The sequence below is a fragment of the Bordetella genomosp. 13 genome (assembly GCF_002119665.1).
GTDB lineage: Bacteria > Pseudomonadota > Gammaproteobacteria > Burkholderiales > Burkholderiaceae_B > Bordetella.
Map to the genome: position 1 here is coordinate 2,860,731 of NZ_CP021111.1, position 14,910 is coordinate 2,875,640.

16 protein-coding genes are annotated in these 14,910 nt (G+C 67.5%); 5 read left to right on the forward strand and 11 right to left on the reverse strand.

Annotation, left to right across the window (positions count from 1 at the left end; all coding sequences use genetic code 11):
* Positions 1–4: 4 nt before the first annotated feature.
* From CAL15_RS12900 to CAL15_RS12915, 4 genes are read left to right on the forward strand one after another with little or no spacing between them, the layout of a single operon-like run.
* Positions 5–1,285, forward strand: coding sequence for a branched-chain amino acid ABC transporter permease (locus CAL15_RS12900; RefSeq protein ID WP_086078962.1), 1,281 nt, complete (start codon positions 5–7; stop codon positions 1,283–1,285).
* Positions 1,282–2,037 carry an ABC transporter ATP-binding protein gene (locus CAL15_RS12905; RefSeq protein WP_086078963.1) on the forward strand — a complete coding sequence of 252 codons (756 nt, stop codon included), beginning with the start codon at positions 1,282–1,284 and terminating at the stop codon, positions 2,035–2,037. Before CAL15_RS12900 ends, CAL15_RS12905 begins: the two co-directional genes overlap by 4 nt.
* Positions 2,034–2,762 (forward strand): ABC transporter ATP-binding protein, encoded by a 729-nt coding sequence (locus tag CAL15_RS12910; RefSeq protein WP_086078964.1) that lies wholly within the window; start codon positions 2,034–2,036, stop codon positions 2,760–2,762. The genes CAL15_RS12905 and CAL15_RS12910 overlap by 4 nt, the downstream gene beginning before the upstream one ends.
* A gap of 40 nt (positions 2,763–2,802) precedes the next feature.
* The gene (locus CAL15_RS12915) at positions 2,803–3,744 is read left to right on the forward strand and encodes a 3-keto-5-aminohexanoate cleavage protein (protein ID WP_086078965.1); all 942 of its coding nucleotides are present in this window, start codon (positions 2,803–2,805) and stop codon (positions 3,742–3,744) included.
* A gap of 22 nt (positions 3,745–3,766) precedes the next feature.
* Here CAL15_RS12915 and CAL15_RS12920 read toward each other — a convergent pair whose 3' ends face one another.
* The 11 genes from CAL15_RS12920 to CAL15_RS12970 form a co-directional block, all read right to left on the reverse strand.
* Complete coding sequence (locus tag CAL15_RS12920) at positions 3,767–4,678, reverse strand: DUF808 domain-containing protein (protein ID WP_086078966.1); 912 nt, start codon at positions 4,676–4,678, stop codon at positions 3,767–3,769.
* 169 nt (positions 4,679–4,847) lie between these two features.
* The gene (locus CAL15_RS12925; protein ID WP_086078967.1) at positions 4,848–5,174 is read right to left on the reverse strand and encodes an NIPSNAP family protein; all 327 of its coding nucleotides are present in this window, start codon (positions 5,172–5,174) and stop codon (positions 4,848–4,850) included.
* A 38-nt stretch (positions 5,175–5,212) separates the two neighbouring features.
* Complete coding sequence (locus CAL15_RS12930; protein WP_086078968.1) at positions 5,213–5,602, reverse strand: cupin domain-containing protein; 390 nt, start codon at positions 5,600–5,602, stop codon at positions 5,213–5,215.
* 43 nt (positions 5,603–5,645) lie between these two features.
* Positions 5,646–6,539, reverse strand: coding sequence for an NAD(P)-dependent oxidoreductase (locus CAL15_RS12935; RefSeq protein WP_086078969.1), 894 nt, complete (start codon positions 6,537–6,539; stop codon positions 5,646–5,648).
* Between the two features lie 55 nt (positions 6,540–6,594).
* Complete coding sequence (locus CAL15_RS12940) at positions 6,595–7,824, reverse strand: ABC transporter substrate-binding protein (RefSeq protein ID WP_086078970.1); 1,230 nt, start codon at positions 7,822–7,824, stop codon at positions 6,595–6,597.
* Positions 7,825–7,881: 57 nt separating this feature from the next.
* The gene (locus CAL15_RS12945; RefSeq protein WP_086078971.1) at positions 7,882–8,592 is read right to left on the reverse strand and encodes an ABC transporter ATP-binding protein; all 711 of its coding nucleotides are present in this window, start codon (positions 8,590–8,592) and stop codon (positions 7,882–7,884) included.
* On the reverse strand, positions 8,582–10,390 hold the full coding sequence (locus tag CAL15_RS12950) for a branched-chain amino acid ABC transporter ATP-binding protein/permease (protein ID WP_086078972.1): 1,809 nt from the start codon (positions 10,388–10,390) through the stop codon (positions 8,582–8,584). Before CAL15_RS12950 ends, CAL15_RS12945 begins: the two co-directional genes overlap by 11 nt.
* On the reverse strand, positions 10,390–11,352 hold the full coding sequence (locus CAL15_RS12955) for a branched-chain amino acid ABC transporter permease (protein WP_086078973.1): 963 nt from the start codon (positions 11,350–11,352) through the stop codon (positions 10,390–10,392). The genes CAL15_RS12950 and CAL15_RS12955 overlap by 1 nt, the downstream gene beginning before the upstream one ends.
* Positions 11,349–12,737 carry an MmgE/PrpD family protein gene (locus CAL15_RS12960; protein ID WP_086078974.1) on the reverse strand — a complete coding sequence of 463 codons (1,389 nt, stop codon included), beginning with the start codon at positions 12,735–12,737 and terminating at the stop codon, positions 11,349–11,351. The genes CAL15_RS12955 and CAL15_RS12960 overlap by 4 nt, the downstream gene beginning before the upstream one ends.
* Before the next feature lie 39 nt (positions 12,738–12,776).
* On the reverse strand, positions 12,777–13,520 hold the full coding sequence (locus CAL15_RS12965) for an SDR family NAD(P)-dependent oxidoreductase (RefSeq protein ID WP_086078975.1): 744 nt from the start codon (positions 13,518–13,520) through the stop codon (positions 12,777–12,779).
* Between the two features lie 223 nt (positions 13,521–13,743).
* Positions 13,744–14,223: a DUF1810 domain-containing protein gene (locus tag CAL15_RS12970; RefSeq protein WP_086078976.1), complete on the reverse strand. Its 480-nt coding sequence runs from the start codon at positions 14,221–14,223 to the stop codon at positions 13,744–13,746.
* 268 nt (positions 14,224–14,491) lie between these two features.
* Here CAL15_RS12970 and CAL15_RS12975 point away from each other — a divergent pair, with 268 nt between their 5' ends.
* The gene (locus tag CAL15_RS12975; RefSeq protein ID WP_086078977.1) at positions 14,492–14,743 is read left to right on the forward strand and encodes a hypothetical protein; all 252 of its coding nucleotides are present in this window, start codon (positions 14,492–14,494) and stop codon (positions 14,741–14,743) included.
* Positions 14,744–14,910 lie beyond the last annotated feature (167 nt).

A 14,910-nucleotide genomic window follows, 5' to 3' on the forward strand; every position in this document is an offset into this window, starting at 1 on the left:
TGCGATGAGAACCGCCCCCATCGCATGCGTCGCCGGCGTCGCCGTGCTGGCCGCCCTGCCCCTGCTGCTGCCCCAAGGACTGCTGAATGCGGCCATCCAGATGCTGATCGCCGCGCTGTTCGCCAGCGCCTACAACCTGTTGTGCGGGCAGGCCGGCATGCTGTCCTTCGGCCACGCGGCCTACTTCGGTGTGGGGGCCTTCGCAACCATCCATGCCATGAACGCCCTGGACGGCGCGGGCCTGCTGCCCACGCCCCTGCTGCCGCTGGCCGGCGCGCTCGGCGGCCTGGCCTTTGGCGCTGTCGCCGGGTGGTTCGCCACTCAGCGCACCGGCACATACTTCGCGATGATCACGCTGGCCATCGCCGAACTCGTGCATTCGCTGGCGCCGCACCTGAAAGGCATCTTCGGCGGCGAGGCGGGCATCTCGACCATGCGCATGCCCGCGTGGGGCTACGACTTCGGCTCCACCACACAGGTGTACTACCTGACGCTGGCCTGGGTACTGCTGTCGATGCTCATGCTGTACCTGTACACGCGCACGCCGTTGGGCAGGCTGACGCTGGGCCTGCGCGAGAACAGCCACCGGCTGAAGTTCCTGGGCTACAACGTGCACGCGCTGGCCACCCTGGTGTTCGCCATCTCCGCCATGTTCTCGGGCATGGCCGGCGGCCTGCTGGTGCTGTCCAACGAGTCGGCCAACTACGTGCTGTTCGATCCCGCGCTGTCGGCCGCGGCGGTGCTCAACACATATATCGGTGGCGTGCAGGCTTTCCTGGGACCCGCGCTGGGTGCGGCGCTGATGACTTTCTTCGGCTATGCGGTGTCCGATCTGACCCGCTCGTGGCTGCTGTACCAGGGCATCCTCTTCGTTCTGGTCATGATGTTCATGCCCACGGGCCTGAGCGGGCTGGTCGCCGCCGTGCTGAAGCTGCATGCGCGCCATCGGCTCGGCGCAGCGCCCGTGCTGCTGATGGCCGTGGGCGGCGCCGCGTTGGCGGCGGGCGGCGCGGTATTCCTCGTCGAGCTGCTGCAACGTCTCTTCTCGCAAGACTACCGCGCGCTGATCCCGGCCGATGCCGCGGTCGCATGGCCCGCCGTCACGCTGTTCGACCGCGCCTGGCTGCCGGGCGCCGTGTCGACCTGGGGCGTGCCGTTGCTGCTGCTTGGCGTGGGCGGCCTGCTGCTGTGCTGTTGCCGCCGCCTACTGGCCGCGCTGATTGAACGGGAGACGCTGCAGGCCCGCACGCCGGCCACCGTGCCCGACGAGCAGGAGCTGGCATGAACGAACCCGTACTGGTGCTAGAGGGGCTGCGCAAGTCATTCGGGCCCACCGACATCATCCGCGGCGTGGACCTGGACGTGCGCGAAGGCGAACGGCACGCGCTGATCGGCCCGAACGGCGCGGGCAAGTCCACGCTGTTCCACCTGATATCCGGCCAGCTCGCGCCCAGCGCCGGCGCGATACGCTTCGAGGGCCGCGACATCGCCGGCAAGCCGCCGCAGGCCGTCAACCGGCTGGGCCTGGCGCGCTCATTCCAGATAACCAATATCTTTCCCGGGCTGAGCACCTACGAAAACGTGCGCCTGGCGGTGATACGCGCCTACGGCCTGCAATATGCCTTCTGGCGCTTCATCGACCGCGACCGCCGCATCCGCACCGAGACCGAGCGCCTGCTGGAGCTGGTGCGACTGACCGCCAAGGCCCACGCCATCGCCGCGGAGATGGCCTATTCCGAACAGCGCTCGCTGGAGATCGCCATGACGCTGGCCTCGAAACCGCGCCTGATCCTGCTGGACGAACCCATGGCCGGCATGTCCAATGAAGAGACCGCCTACACCGCGCAGCTGATACGCGAGGCGACCGTCGGTTGCACGCTGATGATCGTCGAACACGACATGGATGTCGTCTTCTCGCTGAGCGACCGCATCAGCGTGCTGGTGTACGGGCAGGTGATCGCCACCGGCACAGCGGAAGCGATCCGCGCGGACGCGGGTGTGCGCGAGGCCTACCTTGGCGACGAGGTGAGCGCATGAATTCCGACACCGCCAGCGGCGCACTGCTGGAAGTCCGCGGCCTGCACGCCCACTACGGCAAAAGCCACGTGCTGCATGGCGTCGACCTGAGCCTGGCGCACAACGAAGTGGTCAGCCTGGTGGGCCGCAATGGATCGGGGCGCTCCACCACCATGAAGGCCATCATGGGACTGGTCGCGCCCAGCGGCGGTCACATCCGCCTGCGCGGTCGCGACCTGGCCGGCGCGCGCCCCTACACCATCTGCCGCGCCGGCATCTCGTACGTACCCGAAGAACGAGAGGTCTTCGCCAACCTGACCGTGGACGAGAACCTGCGCATGGGCGAGCAGCCGCCCGTCCCGGGCGCCCACCGCTGGACCCTCGACGAGATGTTCGACTACTTCCCGCGCCTGAAGGAACGCCGCAACACCAAGGCCGGCAGCATGTCGGGCGGCGAGCAGCAGATGTTGACCATCTGCCGCTCGCTGCTGGGCAATCCGCTGGTGATCCTGATCGACGAACCCACTGAAGGCCTGGCGCCGAAGCTCGTTGCCCAGGTCGGCGAGTGCATCCAGGACATGCACCGCAAGGGCGTGTCAGTAATCCTGGTGGAGCAGAAACTGACCATCGCCCTGAAGGTCTCGACCCGCGTCTGCGTCATGGGGCATGGACGCGTCGTCTTCGAAGGCAGCCCCGCCGAATTGAGCGCCAACGAAGCCATGGTCTCGCAATGGCTGGCCGTGTGACGCACCGCCGCCTCCTTCATCACACCGGACGACCACCACCATGAAAAACAGCCCTGATAGAGTCATCATCTCGTGCGCCGTGACCGGATCGGTCCACACGCCCTCCATGTCGCCCCACCTGCCGCTGACGCCGGACCAGATCGCCGAACAGGCTATCGAAGCCGCGGCGGCCGGCGCCGCCATCCTGCACCTGCACGCGCGCGACCCGTCCGACGGACGGCCCACGGCCGACCCCGCCGTGTTCGACGCCTTCGTGCCGCGCATCCGCGACGCCACCGACGCCGTCATCAACATCACCACCGGCGGCAGCACCCGCATGACGCTCGAAGAGCGCCTGGCCTATCCGCTGCGCGCCCAGCCCGAGATGTGTTCGTTGAACATGGGCTCCATGAACTTCTCCATCCATCCCGCCGCGCGGCGCATCACGCAATGGCGGCACGAATGGGAGCGTCCGTACATCGAAGGCATGGAGGACCTGATCTTTCGCAACACATTCCGGGACATCCGGCACATTCTCAAGGTGCTGGGAGAGGATTGCGGCACGCGCTTCGAATTCGAATGCTATGACATGGGCCACCTGTACAACCTGGCGCACTTCGTCGACGAAGGACTGGTCAGCGGGCCGCTGCTGATACAGTGCATATTCGGCATCCTCGGCGGCATGGGGCCGGACCCTGAGAACCTGGTCGCCATGAAGGCCACCGCCGACCGGCTCTTCGGACGAGACGGCTACCGCTTTTCGGTGCTGGGCGCGGGACGGCACCAGATGCCGCTGGTGACAATGGGCGCCATCCTCGGCGGCCATGTGCGCGTGGGGCTGGAAGACAGCCTGTACCTGGGCAGGGGGCAACTGGCGCGCTCGTGCGCCGAACAGGTGGCCAGGATACGGCGGATACTGCAGGAGCTGTCGCTGGAGGCGGCCACCCCGGATGAAGCGCGTCAGGCCTTGGGACTGAAGGGGCGGCAGGCCGTGGCGTTCTGACGGTCGACGGCCGCCACGCGGCTCAGCCGGCTTTTCCAAGCCCCTTCTTCACAAGCGCCAATGCGCCGACGATGATGCCCCCGGCCACGACGCCGACGATCGCCCCCAGCAGGGTGTTCACCAGGCCCTGCACCAACGCGTTGGGCCCGCTGGCGGCCACCGCCGCCTCGACGGCATGGGCGACCGCGGGCACGCCGTGCACCAGGATCGAGCCGCCCACCATGAACATGGCCGCCGTGCCGACGATGGACAGGGCCTTCATCAGGAAAGGCGCCGCGGCGACGATGCCGCGCCCCATGCTCCGGCTGAAAGCGGAACTGCGCTGGCTGAGCGCCAGCCCCCAGTCATCCAGCCGCACGATGCCGGCCACCAGGCAGTACACGCCCACCGTGACCAGCAGCGCGATGCCGGACAGCACGAGCGCCTGAGTGACCAGGCTGGCGCCGGCCACCGCGCCCAGTGCGATGGCGATGATTTCGGCCGACAGGATGAAGTCGGTCCGCACCGCACCCTTGATCTTGGTCTTCTCGTAGGCCACGACGTCCACATTGGGGTCCTGCAGGGCCTGCACGCGCTGCGCATGCTCGACGTCCCTGGCATGCAGGAACTTGTGCATCACCTTCTCGAAGCCCTCGTAGCACAGGAAGGCTCCGCCCAGCATCAGCAGCGGCGTCACCAGCCACGGCGCGAACGCGCTGATCAGCAGCGCGGCCGGGACCAGGATGACCTTGTTGATCAGCGAACCCTTCGCCACCGCCCACACCACCGGCAGCTCGCGATTGATGGGCACGCCCGTGACCTGCTGCGCGTTGAGCGCCAGGTCGTCGCCCAGTACGCCGGCCGACTTCTTCAGCGCGACCTTGCTCATGGCCGCCACGTCGTCCAGCAGCATGGCAATGTCGTCGAACACCGCGAAAAAACTACTGCCCGCCATTTTTCAGCCTTTTGAAAGCCATGAAAGGCCGCAGTGTATCTGCTTGGTGTGACGAGGCCTGTAAATGTGCGTATCGGGTTTTGGACGCGTCAGCATGACGGACGGAGCCAGGGACGCGCCTGCCCCTGTGCTTCGCCCCCCTATCGGCCCGCAATACGTCTGGCCACGCTCAGCGCATCGCCGAGTACGCCGTCGGCGCGAGAAAACTGTTCTCCACCCGCTCGACGATCGGCTTCTCGGCCTCCGAGGCGGCGCGAGCGGCGATCCACTCGGGGTCCGCCTGGAACGCATTCCACTTGCGCTCCCGCTCTTCCAGGCTTTCCCACTGCAGCAGATAGGTCAGCGCATGGTTGCTGGGTCCGATCAGGGTCGTCCAGAAGCCGATCTGCCTGATGCCGTATTTCTGGAAGAAGCCCAGCGTGGTCTTGCTGAAGCGCTCGTTGAGGGCCGGCAGCCGGCCCGGCAGGCAATGGTAGACGCGCATTTCGACGATCATGTTGTTCTTCCCTGAATATTTGACGGATGGGGCCGTACTCAGCGGCCAGGCCTAGCGTAATCGTTTTGCGAGACTTCCTCTTGCCAGTCGGTCTTGCCGACCGAGATCGCCAGGTGGACCAGGTAGCTGTCGGCGGCCGCGCCGTGCCAGTGCCGCTCGCCGGGCCCTATCCACACCATGTCGCCCTGGCGGATCTCCTCGGGCGCGCTGCCCTCGAGACAGATCCAGCCTCTTCCCGCCGTCACCTGCAGCACCTGCCCCACCTCATGCGTGTGCCAGTACGTGCGTGCGCCCGGCGAGAAGAACACGTTGTTGATGGTCACGTTGTCCGTGGTCGGCATCACCGGGTCGGCCCAGACCACGCCGGTGAAGGTCGGGCCGCGCTGGTCCGAGGGCCTGCCTGGTTCCCTGCCGCGTATCACTTTCATCAGAGTCTCCTGTCTGCGGTCATGTGTTGCATGGGGTCGGCCGTCACGCGTCCTTCAGGCGCACGCCGCCCGACACGTCGCCGATGGCGTCCACGACCCGGTTGCTGATCTGGTCCCCGTAGCCCAACGCCGTGGCCAGGCCGAAGCTGGCCATGGGGCCCGAGGCGTTCATCGATGCGACGCCCAGTTCGCGCACCAGGTCGACGTACAGCACCACGTCCTTGGTCATCAGCTTGCTGGTCAGCCCGCCTTCCAGATAGTTGCCATCGACGATGTGCGGAAAGCGGTTGAGCGTGGCGAAGTTCACGCCGGTGCTGCTGTTCAGCACGTCCAGCAGCTTGTGCAGGTCCAGGCCGGCCTTCTTGCCCGCCACCATGATCTCGGCCGTGGAGGCCAGGCTAACCGCGTTGAGGAAGTTGTTCAGCAGCTTGGCGGTATGGCCCGCGCCGCTGGCGCCCATTGTGACGGCCTTGGCGCTGATGGGCGCGAACACCCATTGGATGGCGTCGACGGCATCGGCGTCGCCGCCCACCATCAGCGTCAGCGTGCCCTTCTCCGCGGCCGCCGCTCCGCCGGAAATGCCGGCGTCGATGTAGTTCACGCCGCGCTCGCGAAAGCGCGCGTACAGGCGCCGCGTCGAGCTGGCCGACGCCGTGCTCAGGTCGATCACGGTCTGGCCCCGCCGGCAGCTGGCCAATACGCCGCCCTCGCCTTCGACCACGGCCTCGACCACGCGGCTGTCGGGCAGCGACAGCAGCACCACGTCCGCGTATTCCACCGCCTCGCGCATCGATGCCGCGGTTTCGGCTCCGGCCGCGGCGACGCGCGTGGAATCGGTGTCGTAGCCCATCACGCCGATGCCCGCATCCAGCAGGCGGCGCGTCATGCGCCCGCCCATGTTGCCCAACCCGATGAATCCGACTCGGTCCTTGATCATTGCTTCACACTCCACAGGTGCATGCGTGAAACGCGGCGACGGCCGCGGGAAAAGGTCATTGCTTGCCGGGCCAGATCGGCTTGGCCACGGCCTGCGCTTCGGGAAACACCGTGACGGGCACGCCGTTCTGCCACTGGATCACCGTCAGCGTGGCGCCCACGCGATGGCCCGCCTCGTCGAACTTGATCTCGCCGCCCGGGTAGTGAGTGCTGGGACCTTCGTCCAGCTGATGGAACGCCTGCGCCACCGACTGGCGGTCCGCCTTGCCCGCCTTCTCCAGCGCGGCCTTGACGATCCACATGTCGCCGTACGTTGAGATGGCGTTCTGCGTCATCCACGGCTCCTTGTATTCCGTCTTCATGCGCGCGATGAGGTTTTCCTGGCCCTTGGCGCCCCAGTTGCCGACCGCGGACATCACGCCGTTGAGCAACTGCGCGCTCACCGTGTTCAAGACCTCGGGCTCGGCGATGGCGATGCCGAACGAGATGACCGGCACGCGCACATTGGTTTCGTTCATCTTCTCCAGTATCAGCTTGGCGTCCGAGATCACCGTGGGCAGGAAGAACACCAGATCGGGCCGGCGTGAGCGCACGCGCTGGATCAGCGACGAGGCGTCGGCCAGCGGCGGCGTGAAGGTCTCGTCCACCACCAGCGACAGGCCGTTCTTCTCCAGCAAGCCTTCCTTCAGGGCCTTCACGGTGGACAGCGAGGCGGCCGTGTTGTCCGTGAGAATGGCGACCGTCTTGGGCCGCTTTCCGGATGCCTTTTCCGCCAGGTCCAGGATGCTGGGCAGGGCGATCGCGGCCTGCCGGCCCGCGGGCGCCGAGGTCTGGAACACGTATTTGAAGCCCCGCGAAGTGATCAGGTCGGAGTACGACAGCGTCAGCATCGGCAACGAGGCGCGCTCCGTCACCTCCGTGACGGCCAGCGTGAACGAACTGAGGTACGCGCCCGTGCCGGCCACCAGGTCGGGATAGTCGGCCACCATGCGCTGGGCCGCGCTCTTCGCCTTCTCGGTGGTGTCGCCCGAGTCCACCACCACCAGCTTCAGCTTCGCGCCGCCCAGCGCCTTGATGCCGCCCTGCGCGTTGACGTCGTTCACGCCCATCTCGGCGCCCATGCGCATCACCTGGCCGTAGCGGGCATAAATGCCCGACATGGGCGCGATCAGGCCCACGCTGACAGTGGGCGGCTCGGCCGCCGCGGCGGACCGCGGCACGGCGGACAACAGCAGGCCGGCCAACGCCGCCGCGCCCGCCAGGCGGGTAAAGGTGCTTGTGTTCACGTTCGTCTCCTGGTGTTCCGCCCTGCGGGGCGATATGGATAAATGCCTGCCGAATCCCTACATGCCCAGATACGCGCGGCGCACGCGGTCGTCCGCCTGCAGCGTCTGGTGCGTGCCTTCCAGCACCACGCGTCCGGTTTCCAGCACGTAGCCCCTGTCGGCGTACTGCAGCGCCTCCGCCACGCGCTGCTCCACCAAAAGGATGGTCAGCTTCGCGTCGCGGCGAATGTCGATCAGCCGTTCGAAAATGAAATCCGCGATGGCCGGCGACAGGCCCATCGAAGGCTCGTCCAGCATCAGCAGCCGCGGCGACGAGGCCAGCCCGCGCCCGATGGCGACCATCTGCTGCTCGCCGCCCGACAGCGTGCCGGCCAGTTGCCGGCTGCGCTGCTTCAGCACGGGAAACCACTCGTGGATGCGCTCGATGTTGCGCGCCCAGTCGCGCCGGCCCGCTGCGGTGTAGGCGCCCATCTCCAGGTTCTCGAGCACGCTCATCGATGCGAACACCTGTCGGCCTTCGGGCACGTGGGCGATGCCCAGGTGCGGCCGCTTCGCGATGGGCACGGCCAGCAGGTCGCGGCCATCGAAGCGGATGGCGCCCGACATGGCGGGCACGCTGCCCGAGATGGTCTTGAACAGCGTGCTCTTGCCAGCCCCGTTGGGCCCGACGATGGACACGAACTGGCCCTCCTCCACCGCCACCGAGATTTCCTTGAGCACCGGCAGGGCGGAGTAGCCGGCCACGAGACCGCTGATTTCAAGCAGCATGCTGCGCGCTCCATTTCTTGCCCAGGTAGGCTTGCACCACGCGCGGATCGCGCGTGATGGCCTGCGGATCGCCCACCGTCAGCACCTCGCCGTGGTCCAGCACCACGAACTCGTCCACCAGCCGCACCATGGCCTGCATGGTGTGCTCGATGATCACGATGGTGATGCCGGACTCGGACAGCGAGCGGATCGCCGCCACGACGTGATCGACCTCGCCATGGCCCAGGCCGGCCAGCGTCTCGTCCAACAGCAGAATCTCGGGCTGTCCGGCCACCGCGCGCGCCAGCTCCATCAGTCGCAGCTCGCGCGTGGTCAACACCGAAGCGAGCTTCTGCGCCGAGGCTTGCAGGCCCACGCGTTCGATGGCCCGCGCGGCCAGCGTCTCGGCCTCCCGCTCGCTGCCGGCCCGCACGTAGGCGCCCACCTTCACGTTCTGCGCCACCGTCAGCCGCATGAACGGCCTCATCACCTGGAAAGTGCGGCCCACTCCCGCCGCGCACAGCGCGTGCGGCTTGCGGCCCACCATGTCTATCCCCTTGACCATCACCTTGCCGGCATCCGGCCGCAGAAAGCCGTTGAGCAGGTTGAACAGTGTGGTCTTGCCCGCGCCGTTCGGGCCGATGATGCCCAGGATCATGCCGCGGCGCACCTTGAAGCTGACGTTGCTGACCGCCTTCAGGCCGCCGAAGCTGCGCGACAGGGATTGCACTTCCATGATGACCTCGTCGGGCCGCAGGCGAGGCTGGCGCGGCGGCGCGGCAGGCGTCGCAGGCATGGCTGCGGGCGCGGACGCGGACGCCGGTGCGGGTGCGGGTGCGGCACCGTGTCCCGGGGCTGCCGGCTGTGCGGCAGGCCCGCGCCGGCGCAGATAGTCGCGCGCCTTCCAATACACGCCTTCGGGCGCGACCAGGATCACCCCGATGATGGCCAGCCCCAGTATCACGCCCTGGATGCCGGGATAGGTGGAGCCCAGCTCCGCATGCAGGATCTCGCCCAGCGGCACCAGGATCAGCGCGCCGATGATGGGGCCCCACACCGAGCCCACCCCGCCGAACATGGCGACGGTAAGCGCCTGTGCCGACACCAGCATCCCGAACACCGACACCGGCGTCACCACCAGCAGCACCACCGCGTAGAACGCGCCCGTGGCGCCGGCGATGGCCCCGCTGAGCGCGATGGCGCGCAGCTTCCAGCGCAGCGTGTCGATGCCGGCCGCCTCGGCCGCCGCCTCGTTCTGCTTGATGGCGATGAGCGCCATGCCGAAGCGCGTGCGCTCGATGTGGCGCGTGATCTGCACGAACACCAGCAGCATCGCCAGCCCAATGGCCGTGTACCAGCGCTGGTCGGAGAACTGCATGTACAGCGCCGCGTCCTCGCGCTTCATGGGGAAGGTGACTTCCTGCAGGCCCAGCCATTCGAACACGTACAGCAGCGCCAGCGGATAGGCCAGCATGGCCAGCGCGAAGTAGTGGCCTCGCAGGCGGAACGTAGGCAGGCCGACCAGCAGGCCCGCCACCGCGCCGATGACGGCGGCCAGCGGCAGCATCACCCAGGGCGACAGCCCCAGGTGGATCTGCGCCAGCACCGTGGCGAAAGCGCCCAGGCCGAAGAACGAGGCATGTCCGAAGGAAACGAGGCCCGTATAGCCGCTCAGCGTATTCCACGACAGGCCGAAGCAGGCCCACACCAGCACCAGCGTGAAGATCAGCTGGTGGTACGAGTTCTGCACGAGCAGGGCGGCCCCGAGATAGGCGGCCGCGCCGGCCGCGAGCATCAGGGAGGTCGGGGGTCGCTTCATCAGGTTCGCTCCGAGACGCGGCCGAACAGCCCTTGCGGCCGGATGGTGACGATCAGCAGGAAAAACACGAAGATGGCGGCGTTCTGCAATTGGGTGGGCAGCACAAGCGCGGACAGCTGCTGCACCAGGCCGATCACCATGCCGCCCCAGAACGCGCCGAAGATGCTGCCGATGCCGCCCAGCACCACGCCCGCGTACATGATGATCACGTACTCCAGCCCGATGAAGGGATGAAAGGGAAGGTTCGTGGCCAGCAGGCCGCCCGCCAGCGCGGTGATGCACGTGCCCAGCGCGAACGCGATGCGATAGGCGCGGTTGACGTCGATGCCCATGTAGAGCGCGGCCACGGGATTGTCGGCCGAGGCCCGCAGCGACTTGCCCAGGCGGCTGCGCGTCACCAGCAGTCCCAGCGCCGCCATGGCCGCCAGCGAGATCAGCGCCGCCACGCCGCGCCCCTTGTTGGCGAACACGCTGACGAACTCGCCCCACAGCGGGCCGACCTCCCATGCGCTGCTGGACAGCGGCGTGCGCAGCGACTCCAGCTGCGGGCCGAACAGCATCATGCCGCCGTTCTGCAGAATGAGGGCGATGCCGAGGGTAAGGATCAGCTGCGCGTAGTGCCCCTCGCCTTCCAGCGCGGCGCCGCGGTTGCCGGTCACGCGCGAGATCAGCAGCAGGTGCACCAGATAGCCGACCCCGAACATCACCGGCACCATCAGCACGATGGACAGATAAGGCCCCAGCGCCGAGCCGGCGAACAGATTCGCCGCGACCAGGATGAAGAAGTAGTACGTGACGTACATGCCCAGCATCATGAAATCGCCCTGGGCAAAGTTGATGACGCGCATGATGCCGAAGATCATCGCCAGGCCCACGCACATCAGCCCGTAGATGCCGCCCACCAGCACGCCCGCCGTCAGGGCCTGCAGGAACGCCTCGAGGTGGATTTGCAGTTCTGTCATGGTGTCGTGATTTCCATGCCGGGGGTCGTGTGGTGGGCGGGCGCGGCGCACAGCCTGGCCAGCGCGCCCGCGTCGGGCTCGTGCTCATAACCGTCGACCATCTGCTCGATGCGTAGTGCGCGCTCGGCGCCCAGCACCTGACTCGCGGCGCGGCGAAAGCGTTCGCGGATCAGCGCGTCGCCGGCAGCCGCCACGTCGTCCAGCTCGGCCTGCACGGTCGAGCCGTCATCGAGGGCGAGCGCCACCCTCGCGCCCTGGCGAGCCGGAAAGGCTCTCGTAAAGGCCTCGTCACGCGCCAGCGTGGTCGCGTCGACCAGGCGGGCGATCTCGGGATCGTCGAGGCGGCGATAGTTGTCCTCTTCGATGGCGCCCCTCGCCAGCACGGCCGCCACGCCATACAGAATGCTCATCTTGGCCTGCAGCGCGTGCTCGAACGGCCCGGCCGACGCGCAGCCCGGATACGCCACCGCCGCGTGCGTGGTCTCGATGCGCACCGCCGTAATGCGCCGGCCCTTCGGCACCCGGCCCAGCGCGCGCAGCGCCGCCTGGCAAGGCGTCTGCGCGAAGTTGCACGCGGGCGCGGGCTTGTTGAACACCTGGGCGATCTCGGCCTTGCCGTCCGCGAACAGGCGGATCGGGTCGGCAAGCGGCGCGCGCGCGTAAGCCTGGAAGAAGCCGGCCTCGCCCTCCAGGATGGAGGCGGAGGCCTGCGCACCCAACCGGGCGAGATCCAGGCAGGCCAGCGCATTGCGCACCACGAACCCCGGATGGAAGTACATCTCGCTGCCGCCCGTGTAGGCCCATTGATTCAGGCCGGCGCAGCAGTTGCCCGCCAATGCGAAGGCATGCAGCGCTTGCGCTTCGTCCAGGCCCATGACGCGCGCGCCGGCCATCGCGGCGGCGAACGGCCCCACCAGGCCCGTGGGCCTGAAAAGGCGCGCCAGCTCGCGCGTGATGACGGCGCGGCCGATGCGCGCGCCGGTCTCGTAGCCCACCACCGCCGCCGCCAGCGCCTGCGCGCCCGACACGGCATGGCGTTCGGACAGCGCCAGCACCGTCGGCCACACCACCACGCCCAGATGCGCCACGCTGCCCGCATGCATGTCTTCGCGCACCAGGCCATGGCCTGCAACCGCGTTGGCGAATGCGGCCTGCGCCAGCGCGCGCGGCGCCGCGCGGCCCACCACGTGCGCGCCTGTTGCAGCAGGGTCAGCCAACCCGGCCGCCTGCGTGCTCCATGGCAGGGGCAAGGCTTCGAAGGCGCATGACAGATAGTCGAGCAGGCAGCGCCTGGCATGCGCCAGCGCGTCGGCGCCGAACGTATCCGGCGTGGCGCGCAGCGCCTCGCGCACGATGCGCGACGCCTGCGTATCGGAAATGTCCATTGCGTAGGTACCCGTCCGGGCGATCGACAGGTCAGCGGGCTAATAGCCCTGTACCGTCATCGCGCCATCGATTTTCAGAGTCACGCCGGCGACGCTGGCGCCTGCGTTGGAGGCCAGGAATACCGCTGCCCCGGCAATGTCCTCGGCCGTCGCCAGCCGATCCAGCGGCGTACGGCGGCGGCGAGCGGCCCAGCCCTCTTCCGTGATGACGGAGCTGGCGCCCGGTGTGACCACCGGCCCCGGAGCCAGCGCATTGACGCGTATGCCGTGCTGGCCGAGCTCTACGGCCTGTTGCCGCGTCAGCGTGTCCAGTGCCCCCTTGACGGCGCTGTACACCGCCGCGTTCTTAACCGACACCGAGACCACGACCGAGGACATGTTGATGACCACCCCGCCGCCGCGCGCGATGAGGTGCGGCGTGGCGGCCTGCAGCGCCCACAGCGCGCCCTTCAGGCCCACGTCCAGCATCCTGTCGACCGCGTCCTCGGGCATGTCCACCAGCGGGGCGTAGTAGAAGTAGGCGGCGTTGTTGACCAGGATGTCGAGGCCGCCGGTCTGCTTGACGAACGCGTCGACGGTGCGCAGTACGGCCGCGCGGTCGGAGACGTCGCAAGGCAGAGCCTGGCTGCGCGGAATCTCGCGCGTGGTTTCGGCAAGCAGCGCCTCGTCGATGTCGAGCAGGCCTACCTGCGCGCCTTCCCGCGCATAGGCCCGCGCGATCTCGCGGCCCAGGCCGCCGGCGCCGCCGGTGACAACGGCGACCTTCCCATCCAGTAATGCCATACCGCCTCCCTTGCCCGCGCGCGGGCCTGATGCGATTGCACTGGCGGCGTCTGGGGTGGGCGCCGCGTATTGTCTCGGGTTGTTCTACAGGACTGGCTCACTGGATCGCGGCGTTCGCGAAGGCGGCTGTCCTCTGCTTTTTACGTATTATCGGCGGATTGTATTATTGAATGCTCGTATTCTTGTTTGAGTATTTACCCTGAGTGCCGAACGGCATGCGCCCTCAGTCCCTGGACGTGGCAAGCATTTCCAAGGTGCGCTCGTCCATCGCATCGCCGCACCGCCCCGCCAAGGCCCGGCGGAACACGCTTTCATCACCGGCCGCCAGGGCGAACAAGGTCATCGAAGACCGGAATTTCATATCGTCCGGCGACCCGAAGATCTCCGCCACCGTCCGGCCCGGGCTCTCCAGCGCGGCAAGCGCCGCCGCCTCGATCCGCGGCCCCAGCACCGGGTGCGCGAGATAAGCCCGCGCCTCGTCCAGCGAAGCCACGCCATAGCGCACCGCCATGGGCGAATGCCCCAGCCCGCGCAACTGCGGAAACACGAACCACATCCAATGGCTGCGCTTGCGGCCCGCGCGCAGTTCGCGCAACGCCTCTTCGTGCACGCCCTGCTGGGCATCGACGAAACGTTGCAGGTCGTAGGGATCATCGGCGGCGCGCGGCGCGTCGTTCGTGTCCGGGGTAGCAGTGTCAGCCATTTGGTCTCTCCACGCCCGGCGCGCAGTCCACGATGGAGCGCGGCACTGGGCAAGACATCGGATCACTGTAGCGCTCCGGGCCGCTGCTGCGGGCCGGCCGAGGCTTGCCGGTCGTCGACGACATCGCAAAGGATGGCGAGGTGCGCCGCATCTCGCCGGTGCGGCTGGCGGTTGGGCCCGAGCCCGCCCAGCTGCATCGAACAGCTCGGGGCCCGGACTGCCTACCCCCATGAGAAAATTCCTTATTCAACGTAGCAGGAGTTTTGTGATGAATGATCTGGACCGCGCCTTGGAGCAATACGCCTTCGGGTTGGAGACGCTCGACCGACTCAACGGCTTCACGCCCTTTGCATGGAATTACTACAAGGAGCGCGCATCGAGGCTTCATCAGTTGGCGGTGGCCGCGGGCTTTCCGCCGGTTTCCTACCTGGACGTGGCGTCGCGTGCGATGCTCATGGACATCCACGAGCATCCGAATCAGGCCAAACTGCAGGCGATCATTCAAGAAGGGAAGTCGTAGCGCCAATGCAGCCTAGACCACATGGGCGAAGAACCAGCGGGTCGCAACATGACGGCAAGTACAATGCCGTCCACGCAGTTGCGCCGCTTGCGGTAGGGTACGCAGCACCCTGACGTCCGCACCGGGCGTATCCCGCGACCGTCTACTTCGACCCGTATCGTCTGCAA

Excerpts from the sequence above, each read along its gene's own strand:
- CAL15_RS12930 (WP_086078968.1), bottom strand. The coding sequence starts at position 5,602 with ATGAAAGTGATACGCGGCAGGGAACCAGGCAGGCCCTCGGACCAGCGC.
- CAL15_RS12945 (WP_086078971.1), bottom strand. The coding sequence starts at position 8,592 with ATGCTGCTTGAAATCAGCGGTCTCGTGGCCGGCTACTCCGCCCTGCCG.
- CAL15_RS12975 (WP_086078977.1), top strand. The coding sequence starts at position 14,492 with ATGAATGATCTGGACCGCGCCTTGGAGCAATACGCCTTCGGGTTGGAG.
- CAL15_RS12915 (WP_086078965.1), top strand. The coding sequence starts at position 2,803 with ATGAAAAACAGCCCTGATAGAGTCATCATCTCGTGCGCCGTGACCGGA.
- CAL15_RS12955 (WP_086078973.1), bottom strand. The coding sequence starts at position 11,352 with ATGACAGAACTGCAAATCCACCTCGAGGCGTTCCTGCAGGCCCTGACG.
- CAL15_RS12920 (WP_086078966.1), bottom strand. The coding sequence starts at position 4,678 with ATGGCGGGCAGTAGTTTTTTCGCGGTGTTCGACGACATTGCCATGCTG.
- CAL15_RS12900 (WP_086078962.1), top strand. The coding sequence starts at position 5 with ATGAGAACCGCCCCCATCGCATGCGTCGCCGGCGTCGCCGTGCTGGCC.
- CAL15_RS12965 (WP_086078975.1), bottom strand. The coding sequence starts at position 13,520 with ATGGCATTACTGGATGGGAAGGTCGCCGTTGTCACCGGCGGCGCCGGC.
- CAL15_RS12960 (WP_086078974.1), bottom strand. The coding sequence starts at position 12,737 with ATGGACATTTCCGATACGCAGGCGTCGCGCATCGTGCGCGAGGCGCTG.
- CAL15_RS12970 (WP_086078976.1), bottom strand. The coding sequence starts at position 14,223 with ATGGCTGACACTGCTACCCCGGACACGAACGACGCGCCGCGCGCCGCC.
- CAL15_RS12925 (WP_086078967.1), bottom strand. The coding sequence starts at position 5,174 with ATGATCGTCGAAATGCGCGTCTACCATTGCCTGCCGGGCCGGCTGCCG.
- CAL15_RS12910 (WP_086078964.1), top strand. The coding sequence starts at position 2,034 with ATGAATTCCGACACCGCCAGCGGCGCACTGCTGGAAGTCCGCGGCCTG.
- CAL15_RS12950 (WP_086078972.1), bottom strand. The coding sequence starts at position 10,390 with ATGAAGCGACCCCCGACCTCCCTGATGCTCGCGGCCGGCGCGGCCGCC.
- CAL15_RS12935 (WP_086078969.1), bottom strand. The coding sequence starts at position 6,539 with ATGATCAAGGACCGAGTCGGATTCATCGGGTTGGGCAACATGGGCGGG.
- CAL15_RS12905 (WP_086078963.1), top strand. The coding sequence starts at position 1,282 with ATGAACGAACCCGTACTGGTGCTAGAGGGGCTGCGCAAGTCATTCGGG.